Origin of the sequence: Aerococcus sp. 1KP-2016, assembly GCF_002252085.1 — a bacterium.
Classification (GTDB): domain Bacteria; phylum Bacillota; class Bacilli; order Lactobacillales; family Aerococcaceae; genus Aerococcus.
Window position 1 is genome coordinate 40709 of the sequence record NZ_NEEY01000005.1, and the last position, 17748, is coordinate 58456.

Genomic DNA, 17748 nt, shown 5'->3' on the forward strand with positions numbered 1-17748 from the left:
AATATTTTTTAAGCTTTTTGAAGATAATTTAACCGTAAATTGAATAAAAGCAGACCAAATAAAATTTGATCTGCAATTTATAATCAGCATTTGCATGCATCTTTATTTTGCGTATAAGCTACGAATACGGTCTTGTACGTCTTTGTTTTCTAGGAATTCTTCATAGGTTGTATCCATACGGTCAACAACACCATTTGGCGTTACATGAATAATACGGTTTGCAATTGTTTGAATAAATTCACGGTCATGCGATGTGAATAAAACAACTTCTTTGAATTTGATTAATCCCTCATTCAGGCTTGAAATTGATTCAAGGTCTAAATGGTTTGTAGGGTCATCCATTACTAATACATTAGCTTTAGATAACATCATCTTAGATAGCATACAACGGACACGTTCGCCCCCTGATAGAACATCAAGATTTTTATTTACTTCATCTCCAGAGAAAAGCATACGACCTAGGAATGAACGTAGGAAGGTATTATCTTCTTCTTCTGGACCATTGGCAAATTGACGTAACCAATCAAGAATACTTTGTTGGCTATTTTCAAACTCATGAGAGTTATCACGGGCCAAGTATGTTTGGGTGGTGGTTACACCCCATTTGTAAGTACCTGAATCTGCCTCCATGTTACCAGTAATGATTTCCATCAAAGCTGTCGTGGTTACATCATTACGAGATACAAAGGCTACTTTATCATTTGGACGAATATTGAATGATACATTGTCCAAAACTTTTACACCATCAATCGTTTTAGAAAGATTTTCAACGGTTAACACATCATTACCAATTTCACGTTCAGGTTCGAAGCCAACGAATGGATATTTACGGCTTGAAGGGTGAATATCATCCAATTCGATTTTTTCCAACGTCTTTTTACGTGATGTTGCTTGTTTTGATTTAGATGCATTGGCAGAGAAACGGGCGATAAAGTCTTGTAATTCCTTAACTTTTTCTTCTTTCTTTTGATTTGCATCTGCTTGTAATTTTGCAGCCAATTCAGAAGATTGTTTCCAGAAGTCATAGTTACCTACATAAAGTTGGATTTTACCATAGTCAACATCACAGATGTGTGTACATACTTTATTTAAGAAGTAACGGTCATGGGATACGACTAATACAGTGTTAGGGAAATTGATGATGTATTCAGATAACCATTCGATGGTTTCAGAATCCAAACCATTGGTAGGCTCATCTAGTAATAATACATCGGGGTTTCCAAATAATGCTTGCGCAAGTAATACTTTTACCTTATCTTGCTCTTGCAATTCGCTCATTAGTTGGTAGTGCATATCTTCTGAAATACCTAAGCCACGTAATAATTGAGCCGCTTCATTTTCAGCATCCCAACCATTCATTTCTGCGAATTCAGCTTCTAATTCACCAGCACGAATACCATCAGCTTCAGAGAAATCAGCTTTTGCGTATAGGGCATCTTTTTCTTCTCGTACTTCATATAAACGTTCATTACCCATAATTACTGTATCTAAGACAGTGTGTTCTTCAAAACCAAAGTGATTTTGGCTTAAGACTGATAATCGTTCACCAGCACCTAGAGATACATTACCTGTTGTAGGGCTTAGTTCACCTGACAATACTTTTAGGAAAGTAGATTTACCGGCACCGTTAGCACCAATAATGCCGTAGCAGTTTTCTGGTTGAAAATTAATATTTACTTCATCATACAATTTGCGGCTACCAAATTGCACACTTACGTTATTTACTGTTAACATTTTGTTCCTCTTTCTTCCAATTGATGATATAGCGTTGGTAACGCTCGACAAATCTCATGGTACATGATAAACACCTTTGAATCAAATACTATTCATTCAAAGGTGTCAAATTTCATCATAAACTTATAATTCAGTTTATATCAGAATGCTTATTTTTTATTGATACGATTTTGTAAACGCTCAAACCAAGTCATTTTACTTTTTGGCACATTGTTGCGTGATTTTTCTAATTCTTGTTGTGCTTTTTTCATAAAAATTTGTTGAGAATCTACAGGTGGTAGATCATTTGTTACATATTGGTATGAGCAATCAGGTAATTTGTAACGAGCTTTCGTGTTGTCATCTAAGTAAACTTTAAGAATTTCCATGATTTCATTATGAATATTTTTATCTAAAACTGGGAATTCTATCTCAACACGACGAATCATATTACGTGTCATCATATCGGCAGATGATAGGAATAATTTTTCATCGCCATTGTTCTTAAACCAATAAATACGGCTGTGTTCTAGGAACCGACCCACAACAGAGATGACATTGATGTTGTCAGAAACACCTGGGATACCTGGTACTAAACAGCAAATACCGCGGATGATTAAATCCACTTTAACACCGGCTTGACTTGCTTCGTACATTTTTTTTATCACATCTTTAGAAGTTAAAGAGTTCATTTTGGCAATAATGTGACCATTTCCATTCACTTTATGTGATTGGATTTCTTCTTCAATATCTTCAATGTAATTATCACGGATATCAAACGGAGATACGTGTAAGTAGTGGTAGTCTGGTTGATTAGAATAACCGCTTAAGTAGTTAAAGAAGTCAGTTGCATCTTCAGCAATACCTTCGTTTGTTGTGATAATACCCATGTCTGAGTAGAAACGAGCGGTTTTGTCGTTGTAGTTACCTGTACCTAAATGCACATAACGGTATACGCGACCATTTTTTTGTTTCACAACCATGGCAATCTTAGAATGTGTTTTCAAGTGGGTTTTACCATAGATAACATGACAACCGGCTTCTTCTAACACTTTGGCCCATTGTACATTGTTTTCTTCGTCAAAACGTGCTTTTAACTCTACTAATACGGTAACTTGTTTTCCACGTTCTGCTGCTGTTTTTAGGGCAGAGATAATTGGTGAATTACTAGAAACACGATATAGCGTTTGTTTAATTGCAAGTGTATTAGGGTCATTCGCCGCATCTTGAATAAATTCAACTACTGGTTTAAATGAATCATATGGGTGATGTAGGAAAATGTCGCGTTTTTCTGCTAATTTAAATAGGTCAGTAGTTTGCAATTCCGCTGGATAAACCGGTTTAAATGGCTTGTAACGTAAGTGTGGGAAGTAATTTTCTAAAACATCGATGGCATCGTTTAATCCAGTTAAATCTAACGGTCCATTGACGAAGTATAAATCACGCTCGAATAAGCCCAATTCATCTAATAGGTATTCAATATCCCCCTCGATAATCGCTTGATTTTGGTTATTTTCTAACTGAACCTCAATCCGTACAGCCATACCATTACGACGTTGTACCAAATAGTCTTCAATGACTGTTAATAGGTCTTCGGCACCGTCTTCTTGGATATCTAAATCTGCATTTCGTGTAACACGGAATAGGAAAGTAGAATCAATTTGGTAACCAGTGAATAACGTTTCGATAAAGTTGGTCACGATATCTTCCAAATAAATGAAGTAGTTATGGCCATCTTCTTCATAATGATAAAAACGGTTCACTAACTGTGGAATTGGGACAATGGCTACTTGTTGTTCGCCTTCACGGCTCAAGTTCACGAAAATATGAATTAATTTATTATTTAAACTTGGAAAAGGGCGATAAGCATCAATACCTAAGGGTGTCAGTGTAGGGTAAATTTCATTAAAGAAGAATTTCTTCATTTGTTCTTTATGATCATTTGGTGCTTCGTTATAGCTAATGAAGTGGATATCATAGTTTTCTACTTCTTTTTCAAGTCCTGGTAAAGTGCATATTGGTAATCATTATTTTCATGATTTTTCTCAGAAACAGCAATTAATTGTTGTTCTGGTGTCCATTGTTTTTTGGTATCTAATTCATTGATATTCAAATGATATTGATCTTGTAAACCCGCAACACGTACCATCATGAACTCATCAAGGTTTGAGGTACCGATACTTAGAAAACTTAATCTTTCTAGAAGTGGATTACGATCATCAGCTGCTTCTTGCAGCACACGGTGGTTAAAATTTAACCACGATACTTCACGGTTTTCATAGTAATCTGGGTTATCAAGATCCAACTTTACTAATTCAGTCATTTTTTTGATTTCTCCTTTTTATTAAATGGTTGATGAAATGGAGAGATATTGTCTTTTAAGAAATGGCTAGATAAGATTTTGCATGGATAAATTCTAAGGAGATGTCTTTGCCAATCGCTCGTTCAATATGTTTCTTTTGATCTTCTGAACGATAGACTTCCGATAATAATTCACCTTGATAGAAGATGCGTAGAATTAGGCTACCACCTTTTCGTACAAGGTCCATACTTTTGACTATATTATTATGCGAATCATTTAAACATTCTGCAAATTTAATTAAGCCTCCAATATTTTGAAGGGATTCCACTTGTTTGTCTTCTAGCATCTCTCCATAACTTGATAGGTATCGGTCGAATAATGTTTTATTTTTATAAGATGCTAAAACAGCTAGTGCTAATCGATGTGGATGTGAAAATCCATTTAAATTCGAATTTGATAAAAGGTAGAAGGTATGTTGTGATGCGTTGCCTGGCTCAATCATTTCGCCAAGGTTATATAAATATGCACCATAATCCATCAATTGTAATTCAGTATCGTTCAATTGAATGTAGCCATCTTCATTTAAGGCATCATACAGTTGTCGTGTAATCACCATGCGTTGTGCGGCGTCTGACATTGAAAATTGATAGATGCTAGATAATCTTTCAACTGTTTCCTGGGCAACATGATTGATATCAAAGGCTGCTGGATATTTATTTTCTAAATATTCATAGACGATACCTTCACGTAACCCTTGTTGTGAGAATTTAAAGATGGGCGAGCCACTGCTTGAATCAATTCTTGGAAAACAATAATTGCTGGGATAATGATATCCGCACGGTTGGAAGAAAGACCTTCTAATTTCAGCATATCTTTCATTGTTTGTTCTACGAAGATATTATAAACGTCATCAATTTCTTCGGGACTCATGGTATATTCGTGTAATCCAGCCATACCATATTTGGTATGCATCTGGTGTACACGAGCAACATTACGCGCAGAACCACCAATAGCAAAGATTGGTAACTGTAAATCAGCGAAGAAAGGATGTTCAGCAAAGGATTGCTTCACAAATTTCCGCGTTTCCTTAATGGCTTTTGCATCGTTAAAATCCTTACCTTCAAAAAATCTTTCTTGTAATGAAACTACCCCAAATGGGAATGAGAAAAATTCAACAAGGTTTTTATCTTTGAAAAGGGTGATTTCAGTTGAGCCACCACCAATGTCAATTGAAATACCATCACGGTCGCTCATAGAATGGGCAACAGCAGAGAAACCATAAAAAGCTTCCATTTTCTCTGGTACTAATTCGATCGTCACACCAGTTTTCTTTTGTACCTGGTCAATAATATCATCCCTATTTTTTGATTGGCGAATAGCAGCTGTAGCTTTTGGTAAGATACGGTCTGCTTTCAGGATGGCAGCTTCTTTGGCAAAGGCGCCAATGATACGTGCTAGCGTATCAATACCTTCTTGTGACATTTCATTGTCATCCGTAATATATTGAAAAATACGTGCAGGTATTTTAATATTCTGAATTTCTCGCATTGCTAAATTATCTTCTACTTGAAAGACAACAAGGCGAATAGAGTTTGAGCCTATATCAATCAAACCAATTCGTTCTTTCATAATGGTTGTGTCCTTTCGTTTCTCGTGAGCAACAGTAACAACTAATTTTTAAATTTATCTAAAATTAGTATAACTTAATTTTTGTATTCAGAAAACCTTAATTGCCTTAGTTTACATATATAGGCCCAATTAGCAGATGAGTGTATGTAAAAAGGACCATGACAGATGACATGATCCTTTTGCATACGTTTAACATAAAGTAAGCTTTTAATTTTTGGCGCCTGCTAGCTCTAGGGCATGGTGAATGGCATTGGCCACACCAGCATTGTAATTTGTAGTCGTTTCATATTTGGCTACATCTTTTACACCTTGTTCGGCATTAGCCATAGCAAATGAATAACCAGCTACTTTTAACATGGATAAATCATTGAAGTTATCGCCAACAGTAACCACATTTTCGATGTTGTAACCATGTTCTTGGCAATATTTTGTTACGGCAATCCCTTTAGTACCGTCTGCATGATTAATTTCAATATTGTATTTGAATGATGAGGTCACGTGTGTATCTGGATAAGCTGCTTTAATTTCTTCACCTAATGGTTTGATGGTATTTTCTGGGTCAACGTCAACAAAAGTAATTTTAATGATGTCTTGACCCTCCTCAGTGATTAAGGTACGTAAATCATCACGAAAATCAATCGTAGTCACTTCATTAGATTGCGTTGCTCGAGTACGCGCTTCTTCAACTGACATATCAGGATTTAAACTTTGGATAAGCTCAGTAATCCCAACGATACGCTGTTCAAGTGAAGATGAGTAGACATTTTTACTTGTCATAGCTTCCATATAATAGCCAACTTCATAACCTTTATTTAGAATAGCCAAAGCTGTCTCTTTATCGATATCCACCTCGTACTCAACTTGACCATTACGATCGAACAAAATAGAACCATTCAAACCGATGATAGGGCAGCGGATACCTGCTTCATCTAATTTTACCTTAGCCTCTGTGTAGTTACGACCTGTACAAACGACAAAGGGAATCCCCATGTTATATGTTTGCATGATCGCATCAATATTTGCTTGCGGAATTTCCATATTTTCATCTAGCAACGTGCCATCCATATCCGATACAATTAGTTCAATCATGTAAATGCTCCTATCTATCTTTTATTATCTTTAGTGTACCATGATAGAAATATTTCCACTAGCTAAAGGGGACCAAAAAGGGTAGAAGTGTTCGCGAAATCAGTCGAAAAATGGTATAGTGGCATTTATATTTTTTAACGTTTATAGAAAATGAAGAGGGGATCTTATGACTACTTTAGCAAAAATGCCAGACGATTGGGCAGGGCATGTATCTTCTGTCCTCAACACAGCAACTTTTCAGCAGTTTACGGCGCAACTTGAACAAGCTTATACGAGAGAGACCATCTATCCGGATGCGCGCAATGTTTATGAAGCATTTCGTTTAACACCATTTAATCAAGTCAAAGTTGTCATCCTAGGGCAAGATCCCTACCATCAACCAGGCCAAGCGCATGGTTTAAGTTTTTCTGTCCAAAGCGAGGTCAAATTGCCACCTTCTTTACGGAATATCTACAAAGAATTGCAGACTGATTTGGATATTCAACCAGCAACGCATGGAAATCTTACGGCGTGGGCAAAGCAAGGTGTTTTATTGTTGAATGCTGTTTTAACTGTTCCAGATAGCCAAGCGAATGCTCATAAAGGCAAAGGGTGGGAAGCTTTAACGGATGCTGCAATTGCAGCCTTGAACGAGAAGGAAACGCCAGTGGTATTTATCTTATGGGGCAACTCTGCCAAAGCAAAAAGGACCTTGATAGATGAACGTAAGCATTTTGTACTTACATCCGCCCATCCAAGTCCATTATCAGCTTCACGCGGTTTCTTTGGGTCAAAACCATTCTCTCAAACGAATGATTTACTGGAATCATCAGGTCAAACGCCAATTGATTGGCATGTATAAAACACAAGAATAGTTTATGGCGAGTATTTTTAATGTGTATGTGGGTGATGAATACATTGTCCAGGTACACAATGGCATGTAACCTCATCCACATACGTTGCCTGGTCTAAAGCACCAAGGATATGTTGTTTCATACGATCATCTAAAATCGCTGCTTGAATGAGGGCATTGATGACTTTGTCGGCATCTGTGTTACACCAACCACTCAGTAAAGTTTGCGCTTGGTTAGCCAAGGCTTCATCTTCGTTGATTGCTGCACTATACAGAAATGAGCGACCATCTTTTTTTGTGGTAAGCCATTCTTTTTTTGTCAAACGACCGATGAGCGTTTTGATGGTTGCAGGTTTCCATCCTTTTTTGTCAGATAGCGATTCGATGATTGTGCGTGAATTGGTTTACTTTTGGGCCCAAACAACACGCATAACCTCCCATTCAGCCGCTGAAACATCATGATGCGTATTTGTTTCGTGGTCATGTTGTATGGTAAGTTCAGCCATATTGATAACTCCTTTCGCAAAAGTTTATAAGGTATTTAGTTAATTTAAGTTTACAGGTGTAGTCTTAAAAACACAAGTAAAAGCCATTTTTCTTAATTTAAAACGATTGAAACATTTTTTGTATATTCATCTCATAAAATGATTTTTTTTAAAATTTGTTTAATTGAGCAAAGCGTATTGGTCATTGCACTTGTGTAATTAAACTGAATAAACCGGTAAAACTTTTTTGGTTTAAATCCTTGTATTTCGTGAATTATCCATATATAGTTGGTACATATTAAAAAACACCACTACATGTAGTGGTGTAATTTTTTTACAGAGGAGGCATGTGATTTGAAGATTGTGTATATGTCCTTAACTGGTCAAACACAAAAGTTCGTTAGTAAGCTTGGCATGGATAGTTTGCGCATCACTATGGACAATTCTTTTCAACCGATTAATGAACCATATATCGTAATTGCTCCTACATATGATATTGAGGTAACAGAAATTTTAAATGATTTTATTGAAACCGCCGATAACCAATCTTATTTAAGAGGTGTTTGTGGGTCAGGTAATTTAAATTTTAGCGAATTGTATTGTTTTACCGCTAAAGATTTAGCAAAGGCTTATCAAGTGCCTTTACTCTTGAATTTCGAATTTCAGGGTACTTTAAACGACGTAAACATAGTGAAAGAAAAGGTGAATGAAATTGGATCAACCGAAAGCAGTAGTTCAAGATAAAGAAATTACATATTTCAAATTAAATAATGAAGTGAATAGACCACTAGATGGCAAAATTCAAATTGACAAGGATAAAGAGGCAGTTCGTGCTTACTTCTTAGAACACGTCAACCCAAATACAGTTTTCTTCTATACTTTAGACGAAAAAATCGACTATCTAATCGAAAATGACTACTTGGAAGAAGCGTTCATCAATTTGTATGATCGTGAATTCGTGAAGAAAATGATGCAAGATGCATACAATTTCAAATTCCGATTTAAATCATTCATGTCTGCATACAAGTTTTACAACCAATATGCATTGAAAACAAATGATGGCAAACGATACTTAGAACGTTACGAGGATCGTATTGTTTTCACAGCATTATATTTAGCTAATGGTGATGAACAATTAGCAAGCGACTTGCGAGATGAAATGATTAACCAACGTTATCAACCTGCCACACCAACTTTCTTAAACGCAGGTCGTAAACGTCGTGGTGAATTGGTATCATGTTTCTTAATTCAAGCAACTGATGATATGAACTCAATTGGTCGTACGATTAACTCTGCATTACAACTATCTCGTCTTGGTGGTGGGGTTGGGGTTAACCTTTCAAACATCCGTGCTGCGGGTGACCCAATTAAGAAAATTGAAAATGCTTCTTCAGGGGTTATTCCAGTGATGAAATTATTGGAAGATTCATTCTCATACTCTAACCAATTAGGTCAACGTAACGGGGCCGGAGCGGTATATTTAAATATCTTCCACCCAGACGTGGTATCTTTCCTATCGGCTAAGAAAGAAAATGCTGATGAAAAAATTCGTGTTAAAACCTTATCACTAGGTCTAGTTGTACCAGATAAATTTTATGAGTTGACTGAAAAAGATGAATTAATGTACTTATTTAGTCCATATGATGTTGAACGAATTTATGGTAAACCATTCTCTTACGTGTCTATTACTGATGAATACGAAAACATGGTGAATAATCCTGAAATTAGAAAATCTAAAATTCGTGCACGTGATTTAGAGAATGAAATTTCTAAATTACAACAAGAATCTGGCTACCCATACATCATTAATATTGATACTGTAAATGAAGCCAACCCAATCGATGGTACCATTGTGATGAGTAATTTGTGTTCTGAAATATTACAAGTACAACGCCCATCAATTATTAACAATGACCAAACATTTGAAGAACTAGGTACGGATATTTCTTGTAATTTAGGTTCAACCAATATCTATAACTTAATGCAATCACCAGACTTCGGTAAATCTGTCGAAACAATGGTTCGTGGCTTAACATATGTTACAGATGCATCAGCAATTGATGTAGTTCCTTCAATCAAAAAAGGGAATGATCTAGCCCACACAATTGGCTTAGGCGCGATGGGTCTACACACTTACTTTGCATTGCATGAAATGTATTACGGTTCTCCAGAATCTGTTGAATTCACCGATAAATACTTTATGCTTTTGAACTACTACACTTTAGTAGCATCTAACAAAATTGCAAAAGAACGTGGTGTAACATTTGAAAACTTTGAAAATTCAAAATATGCAACTGGTGAATACTTTGATAAATACATCAACAATGATGAAGCATCATTTAAATTCCCACAAGTAGAAGAACAATTTGAAAATATCCATGTACCAACGGCAGAAGATTGGAAGGCTTTACGTGCTTCAGTTCAAGAATACGGTCTATACCACCAAAACCGTTTAGCTGTTGCACCAACTGGATCAATTTCATATGTAAATGAAACGAGTTCAAGTTTACACCCAATTATTCAATTGATTGAAGAACGTCAAGAGAAGAAAACAGGTAAAACTTACTATCCAGCGCCACATTTAAGTAATAAAACATTACCTTATTATCAATCTGCTTACGATTTAGATAACCGTTTAATTATTGACATCTATGCAGCTGCGCAAAAACATATCGATCAAGGGATGAGCCTTACCTTATTCATGCGTTCTGATATTCCTACAGGTTTATACCCATGGAAAGAGGGCCGTACAAGTAAAATGACGACACGTGATTTAAACATCTTACGTCGTTATGCATGGAAACGAGGTATCAAATCAATTTACTACGTACGTACATTTACAGATAATAACGAAGAAATTGGTGCCAACTACTGCGAAAGCTGTACAATCTAATTCAACGTTTCATCGATATTTTGTAATAAGGAAGGACCACTAATGACTAGTTTTAATGAACATCCATATATCGCCATTAACTGGAATGATATAGAGGACATGATTGACAAATTAACCTGGGAAAAATTGACTGAACAATTTTGGTTAGATACCCGTATCCCATTATCAAATGATTTAGATACTTGGCGTACGTTGACTGCCATTGAAAAAGATATGATTGGCAAGGTATTTGGTGGCTTAACGCTACTAGACACCTTACAATCTCAAGATGGTATTGAATCCTTGAAAGCAGCTATTCGCACGCAACACGAGGAAGCAGTGTATAACAACATTCAATTCATGGAAAGTGTACATGCAAAATCGTACTCATCAATTTTCTCTACTTTAAATACACCGAAAGAAATCGATAAAATTTTTGCTTGGACACGTGAGAATGAATACATCCAACATAAAGCAAACCGTATTCATGATATTTATGAATCAGGTACGGACTTAGAAAAGAAAGTAGCGTCAGTTTTTCTTGAATCCTTCCTATTCTATTCTGGTTTCTATGCGCCACTTTGGTATTTGGGTAATGGTAAAATGCCTAACGTTGCGGAAATTATTAAATTAATCATCCGTGACGAAAGTGTCCATGGTACCTACATTGGCTATAAATTCCAACTTGCTTATAACCAGTTGCCAAACCAAGAACAAGAAGATATTAAAAATTGGGCTTTCAATTTGCTATTTGAGCTATATGAAAACGAAACAAAATATACTGAATTCATCTATGATGATTTAGGTTGGACGGAAGATGTGAAAGTTTTCCTTCGATATAACGCGAATAAAGCATTGCAAAACTTGGGCTTTGATCCATTGTTCCCTGATACTGCTGATGATGTAGATCCTATTGTTATGAATGGTATTTCAACTGGTACATCAAACCATGATTTCTTCTCTCAAGTAGGTAATGGCTATTTACTAGGTGAAGTTGAAGCAATGTCAGATGATGATTACAGCAAGTGGGACTAACATCATTTTTAAAGAAAGACACAGAAAAAGCGTATTGCCAATATTTTGGCAGTACGCTTTTTTATTTATCAATTATGTTTTGCATACTTGTTTTCATTTGTTTCGTCAGCCACTTGTTGATGAGTGCATAGACGGGCTTGGTATTACCGTACAACATACATTCATGACCACGATTTTCAAACATCAAAATGGAAACGTCTTTAAATTTAGCACGCGTGAATTGTTTGGCGAGTTTCTGTGTTTCTTTACCGCCAGCAATTAAAGGATCTTTACGGCCAGCGATAATCGCTATGGGTAGGTCTCGGCGAATGTTATTTAACCAAGAAGGTATTGTAGCCTTGTGGGCTATTTTTACCAACTCTGCAAAGCCATTATTGGTGAATACAAAACCAACTAATGGCCAATCCTGTACTTGTCCGTCTTTTGGTGGGTACCAATAAGCAGGAAACGATTTGCTTACCAAAGGATCATCACTCAAACCAGTACCAAATAATTTTTGATGAATATAATAATTATAGGCTTGAGGGTGTATCGTATTTAAAATTGGTGCGAGCGCTGCACCTGTTGCATATAAGGGACTATTGGTATTGGTCCCGCTAAGAAGCACACCATCAATCTCGTGGCTATGTTTACCTAAATATAGGCGGGTAATGTACGCACCCATTGAATGACCTAGTACGTAATAGGGTAGATTGGGATGTTTCTTTCTAGTAGCTGTGACCACGCGATGTAAATCTTCAACCATTATTTCATCTGCACGGTTGGTCCCAAAATAACCAAGACGATTTGCTTCCTTAGCTGTGCCCCCATGGCCGATGTGGTCGTGTGCAATGACCAAATAATTTTGCTGTAAAAATGATTCAGCAACCTTTTTATAACGGCCACCAAATTCAGACATACCATGTACGATATGTATAATTGCTTTCGGATGCTCAGCTGTTTGCCAGGCATATACTGGAATAAACGGACGATCTGGCGAAGCTGAGGGAATGCTTGTTGTATCATAAGTATCTACTGTAAACATAAAAATCCTCCATTAATATTCTGTTATGTCACTATTATAATGATACAAAATCATTATGACAACGAAAAAGGAGTAACCGCTATGATACCTTAACTGGATATCTTATAGGAGTTACTCCTTTTTTATGGTTATTTTATGCAGCAGGGTCTACGGGTGTTGAACTTTCTGTCGGTGTTGAACTTTCTGTCGGAGTACTAGATTCTACTGGTGTGCTAGAAGTAGCTTCACTCTCAGTTGGTGTTTCCACTGAACTAGATGATTCTACAGCTGAACTTTCGGAAGTAGCACTAGATTCAACTTCTGAGGAACTAGATACTTCACTAGATGATGACACTTCTGAACTAGAAGATGAAATCACTGAAGAGCTTGAAGAACTAGATGAAATTACAGAAGAACTTGAAACTGTAGAACTAACACTTGATGAACTTGCAATCGCATTACCAGATGCTAACCAGTCTTGGTAATCAGCATATAGGTCATCATTTGCTAAACCAGTAAGGATATTAGATGCTGGTGTAGTAGACGTTGGGAATTCAGTTGGAACGGCATCCGCAACTAATTTTACTTCATGTACAGAATCAGGTTGTACCCAATCAGCATTATCCGCTGTGGTTGATAAGTATCCCATAATGGATTGATATAGGTAGCTTACGATATATTTATCGCTACCATCTAGGTATCCGACTTCATCAGTTGAGAATTGATTGTCATACCCAGTCCAAATGGATAGGGCATAGTCAGTAGTATAACCACTCATCCAAGTATCTGGTACCGCGCTCTCAGTAACACCCAATTTGGCAAGCTGTTGCTCGTTATAGTTGGTTGTACCAGATTTACCAGCCTCAGCTAACCCTGGTGTATGGTAATTAGTTGATAGACCATATGAAGTATCTGTAAAGTTATCCTTCAACATATCAGTTACCATATAGGCTGTTGAGTCTTCCATCGCTTGAGTGGATGTAGCATCTACTGTAACTTTTGTACCGTCTATGGTTTCAAAATAATCTACGGCACGTGGTTGGTTGTAAGTACCATAGTTACCTAATGTAGCGTAAGCAGCGCTTAATTGCAGTGGGGTAATTTCTCCACCAATCGCATTAGATTCAAAGGCGGCGCCACCTTGATCTTCATTTAGTGTAATACCGATTTTAGATAAGAATTCAGTAACTTTCTCAGAACCAACTTCTTGGAATAATTTCAAGGCTGGAATATTACGTGATCCAATCAAGGCTTGACGAATCGTCATCGTACCCATATATGTTAGATCATAGTTGTTAATTTCGGTACCATCAGTATAAGTATGTTCTTCATCAACAATTGATGACTCAGTTGAATAGTTCAAGTATTCAATAGCAGGTGCATAATCAGCAAATGGTTTGATAGATGAACCAACGCTTCGGTCTAATTCCGTTGCACGGTTATAAGAGAGAAGGGTATCTTGGTTCCGTCCACCGAATAGGGCTAAAATGTGTCCTGTTTGTGTATCTACTAATGACGCAGCGGCTTGCATATTGTCATCTGTAAAATATAGTCCTTCTTCATCTTGAATTGTATTGTACATTTCAGTCATTGCATCCATATCCAAGTATGTATGAATTTGTAAACCATCTGAATACATGTCGTAACCAGCATCTTCAATATCTGCGGCTACTTGCTGCACGTATGCATCCAACATAATATCTGTTTCAGATTGTGCAGTTTCTTCTGTTGAAATATCCTGTAAACCGTCATCAATTGGGGTGGCAACTGCTTCGTCATATTCTTCTTGAGTGATTTTCTCATTCTCTAACATTGCTTGTAAAACAATATCACGACGTTCTTTAGCCGCGTCAGGATCTGTATAAGGATCATAGGCATTAGGTGCTTGAGGCATACCTGCCAGAAGCGCAGTCTGTGCTAATGATAGTTCATTTAAAGGTTTGCCATAGTAAACTTCGGCAGCAGTACCAATACCATAAATTCCATTGGCCATATAGACTTTATTAATATAAAATTCAAAAATTTCTTGTTTTGAGTATTCTTGTTCTAATTGAATGGCCAACCAGATTTCTTGAACCTTACGTTTATATGTTTGGTCTGATTCATTGGTTGAGAAGGCCGTTAGTTTCACTAACTGTTGTGTCAAGGTTGAACCACCCTGTGCAATACCACCTGCTTTTAAGTTTGCTAAGAAAGAGCCGGCAATACGTATAGGGTCAAATCCATTATGTTCTAAGAAGCGTTGGTCTTCAATGGACGTTACGGCATCAAACGTTTGTTGGGAAATATCTTCTTCTGAAACGATCGTTCGTTCATTTTTGCTAGTTTCATATACAACATTTCCTTCACTATCATAGATACTTGAAGCAATTGTGCCATATAAGTCTTCTTCTGCAATTGTCGGTGAGTCCTTCACCCAACTATATGCGATCACAGACAGGGCAATGGCAATAATTGCGCCAATACCAAAGAGGGCGATTAGTATTTTTTTCCATAAAGCCATACCTCTTTTTTTATTACGTTTTTTCTTGCGATTCGACGATGATGAATTTTGGCTTCGTCGTCTAGTATTTTGTTCCTGAGTCATTTTACTCAATCCTACTTTCTTTAAAGATTATTACCGAATTTTTCTTCCATTAGAAGTAATTGATCAACTGCCTTTAAGTAATCAAGTTGCGGTTGATAACCCATTTCAACCAATATACCTTCACTTTGAATGCGTTCAAGTGGAATAGCCGTCATTTCCTTGGCTAAAAAAGCCTGCCAATCTTCAAGTAACGCGCGAATGGGGTAGACATATGCCTCATTTCTTGCCTTAAATAAAAAAAGAACAAAACAAAAGCCACCATGATGTAAACATTGTGTCATGTGGTCAATTTGATGTTGATGAATATTGTGTAAGGGAAATGTCGTTTTAAGGTTTGTTTGCTTGGCCTCAAAATCAATGTATTTTCCCTTGTAAACACCATTGTAGTCAGTTGTCGAAGCGACTTTATAGTAAGCTTCCTTGATGACGGCGCGACTTCTTTTGGGATAATCTACCGTGACAACTTGAATGGGGGTAGGCTTTTTATGGATGACAGCTTTATCATGCAACAGATACCACTTGTTTGTATGATTGATCATATCTTCCAATTTCATCCCACGGTTAGAAAAAGTTGTTTTACCTTTTCGTATCTTAGGTAAATCATGTTGCGTTTGAGCTTGGTAAATTTTACCATTTGGATACCGCATGATGTCCTCCTTCAGATATGGCATGTTTGTCCATATTTACCTTATTTTAGCGTATATTCTACTAATAGAATAGTTTTACATAATTAATTTAACATAAAAATAAGAAAAGTGAGATTTGTCCAATAGTTACCTATAAAATAGGATGAAGGGTGGTCATTTTTGCTCAATAACTAGACAATTCAAAGGATTTAGTGTATTATTTTATGATGTTAGGATTACGCAAATATCGTAATCAATAGTAAATATATCAAATGTTAGGGGAATTTTAAATGTCAGTAAATTATGAACAAACATCAACAAACGAAGGTATCTTACATTTTACAGTTGCTAAGGAAGATGCAGACAAAGCGTTGAAACAAGCTTTCAACCGTGTAAAAAAAGATGTAACAATCCCAGGTTTTCGTAAAGGTAAAATCAACTATCAAATGTTCGTAAAAATGTTTGGTGAACAATCATTAATCGAAGATGCAGTAAACATTGTACTTCCAGAAGCTTACACTAAAGCAGTTGAAGAATCTGGTTTGGAAATTGTTGTACAACCTCGCTTTGATATCGAATCAGCTAACAAAGGCGAAGACTGGAAATTATTAGCATACGTTGCTACTAAACCAGAAGTTAAATTAGGTCAATATAAAGAATTAACAGTTGCTAAACAAGATGTTGAAGTTTCTGAAGAAGAAATCAACGAACGTCTAGAATCAGCACAATTCAACTTAAGCGAATTAGCTTTAAAAGATGGCGCAGCTGAAGAAGGCGATACAGTAGTAATCGACTTTGAAGGATTCAAAGATGGCGAAGCATTTGCAGGTGGAAAAGGTGAAAACCATTCATTAGAATTAGGTTCTAACTCATTCATTCCTGGTTTTGAAGAACAATTAGTTGGTACTAAAGAAGGCGACGAAGTTGAAGTAAACGTTACTTTCCCTGAAGAATATCAAGCTGAAGAATTAGCTGGTCAAGATGCAGTATTCAAAGTTAAAGTTCATGAAGTAAAAACAAAAGAAGTTCCTGAATTAGATGACGAATTTGCTAAAGATGTTGACGAAGAAGTTGAAACTTTAGACGAATTAAAAGAAAAATACCGCAAACAAATTGCAGAACAAAAAGAAGCTGCAGCTAAAGAAGCGCGTGAAGAAGAAGCATTACGTAAAGCTGTAGAAAATGCTGAAATCGCTGATTTACCACACGAAATGGTTCACGAAGAAGTTCACCGTCAAATGGAACATTACTTAAACGAAATGCAACGTTCAGGTATTTCACCAGAAATGTACTACCAATTGACAGGTACTACAGAAGCAGACTTACATCACCAATTTGAACAAGATGCTGATACTCGTGTGAAAACAAACTTGATTCTTGAACAAATTGTTAAAGACGAAAACATTACTGCAGAAGTTGAAGATGTAGAAAAAGAAATCGCTACATTAGCAGAAACTTACGGCATGACTGTTGAAGAAGTGAAAAACGTTGTTACTGAAGATATGTTGAAAAACGACATCGCTTTGAAAAAAGCTATGGACTTAATCACTGAAACTGCAGTAGAAGAAGCGTAAT

General features: G+C 36.5%; 15 protein-coding genes. 5 read left to right on the forward strand and 10 right to left on the reverse strand.

What is annotated here, in order from left to right; translation table 11 throughout:
- Nucleotides 1–102 precede the first annotated feature (102 nt).
- The 6 genes from B9P78_RS02035 to B9P78_RS02050 form a co-directional block, all read right to left on the reverse strand.
- Nucleotides 103–1734, reverse strand: coding sequence for an ABC-F family ATP-binding cassette domain-containing protein (locus B9P78_RS02035; protein WP_094517915.1), 1632 nt, complete (start codon nt 1732–1734; stop codon nt 103–105).
- Nucleotides 1735–1883: 149 nt separating this feature from the next.
- Nucleotides 1884–3731, reverse strand: coding sequence for a polyphosphate kinase 1 (ppk1, locus tag B9P78_RS02040; RefSeq protein ID WP_369824314.1), 1848 nt, complete (start codon nt 3729–3731; stop codon nt 1884–1886).
- Nucleotides 3698–4036 (reverse strand): hypothetical protein, encoded by a 339-nt coding sequence (locus B9P78_RS09955; RefSeq protein ID WP_233487650.1) that lies wholly within the window; start codon nt 4034–4036, stop codon nt 3698–3700. Before B9P78_RS09955 ends, ppk1 begins: the two co-directional genes overlap by 34 nt.
- Before the next feature lie 55 nt (nt 4037–4091).
- Entirely contained in the window at nt 4092–4652 is a 561-nt protein-coding gene (locus B9P78_RS09960; RefSeq protein WP_233487651.1) for a hypothetical protein, read from the reverse strand.
- Nucleotides 4653–4735: 83 nt separating this feature from the next.
- On the reverse strand, nt 4736–5644 hold the full coding sequence (locus B9P78_RS09965; protein ID WP_233487652.1) for a Ppx/GppA family phosphatase: 909 nt from the start codon (nt 5642–5644) through the stop codon (nt 4736–4738).
- Nucleotides 5645–5851: 207 nt separating this feature from the next.
- Nucleotides 5852–6733, reverse strand: coding sequence for a Cof-type HAD-IIB family hydrolase (locus B9P78_RS02050; RefSeq protein WP_094517916.1), 882 nt, complete (start codon nt 6731–6733; stop codon nt 5852–5854).
- Nucleotides 6734–6899: 166 nt separating this feature from the next.
- Here B9P78_RS02050 and B9P78_RS02055 point away from each other — a divergent pair, with 166 nt between their 5' ends.
- Nucleotides 6900–7574 (forward strand): uracil-DNA glycosylase, encoded by a 675-nt coding sequence (locus B9P78_RS02055; RefSeq protein WP_094517917.1) that lies wholly within the window; start codon nt 6900–6902, stop codon nt 7572–7574.
- Nucleotides 7575–7603: 29 nt separating this feature from the next.
- On the opposite strand, the gene B9P78_RS02060 is transcribed toward B9P78_RS02055, so the two are convergent.
- Nucleotides 7604–7954, reverse strand: coding sequence for a BlaI/MecI/CopY family transcriptional regulator (locus B9P78_RS02060; RefSeq protein WP_304528642.1), 351 nt, complete (start codon nt 7952–7954; stop codon nt 7604–7606).
- Between the two features lie 450 nt (nt 7955–8404).
- Here B9P78_RS02060 and nrdI point away from each other — a divergent pair, with 450 nt between their 5' ends.
- From nrdI to nrdF, 3 genes are read left to right on the forward strand one after another with little or no spacing between them, the layout of a single operon-like run.
- Entirely contained in the window at nt 8405–8794 is a 390-nt protein-coding gene (gene nrdI, locus B9P78_RS02065) for a class Ib ribonucleoside-diphosphate reductase assembly flavoprotein NrdI (RefSeq protein ID WP_094517918.1), read from the forward strand.
- Entirely contained in the window at nt 8757–10943 is a 2187-nt protein-coding gene (gene nrdE, locus B9P78_RS02070; protein ID WP_094517919.1) for a class 1b ribonucleoside-diphosphate reductase subunit alpha, read from the forward strand. Before nrdI ends, nrdE begins: the two co-directional genes overlap by 38 nt.
- A 42-nt stretch (nt 10944–10985) precedes the next feature.
- On the forward strand, nt 10986–11957 hold the full coding sequence (gene nrdF / locus B9P78_RS02075; protein WP_094517920.1) for a class 1b ribonucleoside-diphosphate reductase subunit beta: 972 nt from the start codon (nt 10986–10988) through the stop codon (nt 11955–11957).
- Nucleotides 11958–12018: 61 nt separating this feature from the next.
- On the opposite strand, the gene B9P78_RS02080 is transcribed toward nrdF, so the two are convergent.
- From B9P78_RS02080 to recU, 3 genes are all read right to left on the reverse strand, one after another.
- On the reverse strand, nt 12019–12981 hold the full coding sequence (locus tag B9P78_RS02080; RefSeq protein WP_094517921.1) for an alpha/beta fold hydrolase: 963 nt from the start codon (nt 12979–12981) through the stop codon (nt 12019–12021).
- A gap of 133 nt (nt 12982–13114) precedes the next feature.
- Nucleotides 13115–15547 (reverse strand): transglycosylase domain-containing protein, encoded by a 2433-nt coding sequence (locus tag B9P78_RS02085; RefSeq protein WP_094517922.1) that lies wholly within the window; start codon nt 15545–15547, stop codon nt 13115–13117.
- 20 nt (nt 15548–15567) lie between these two features.
- Complete coding sequence (gene recU, locus B9P78_RS02090) at nt 15568–16194, reverse strand: Holliday junction resolvase RecU (protein WP_094517923.1); 627 nt, start codon at nt 16192–16194, stop codon at nt 15568–15570.
- 269 nt (nt 16195–16463) lie between these two features.
- Between recU and tig the strand changes: the two genes are divergently transcribed.
- Nucleotides 16464–17747, forward strand: a complete 1284-nt coding sequence (gene tig, locus B9P78_RS02095) for a trigger factor (protein WP_094517924.1) — start codon at nt 16464–16466, stop codon at nt 17745–17747.
- Nucleotide 17748: the final 1 nt, after the last annotated feature.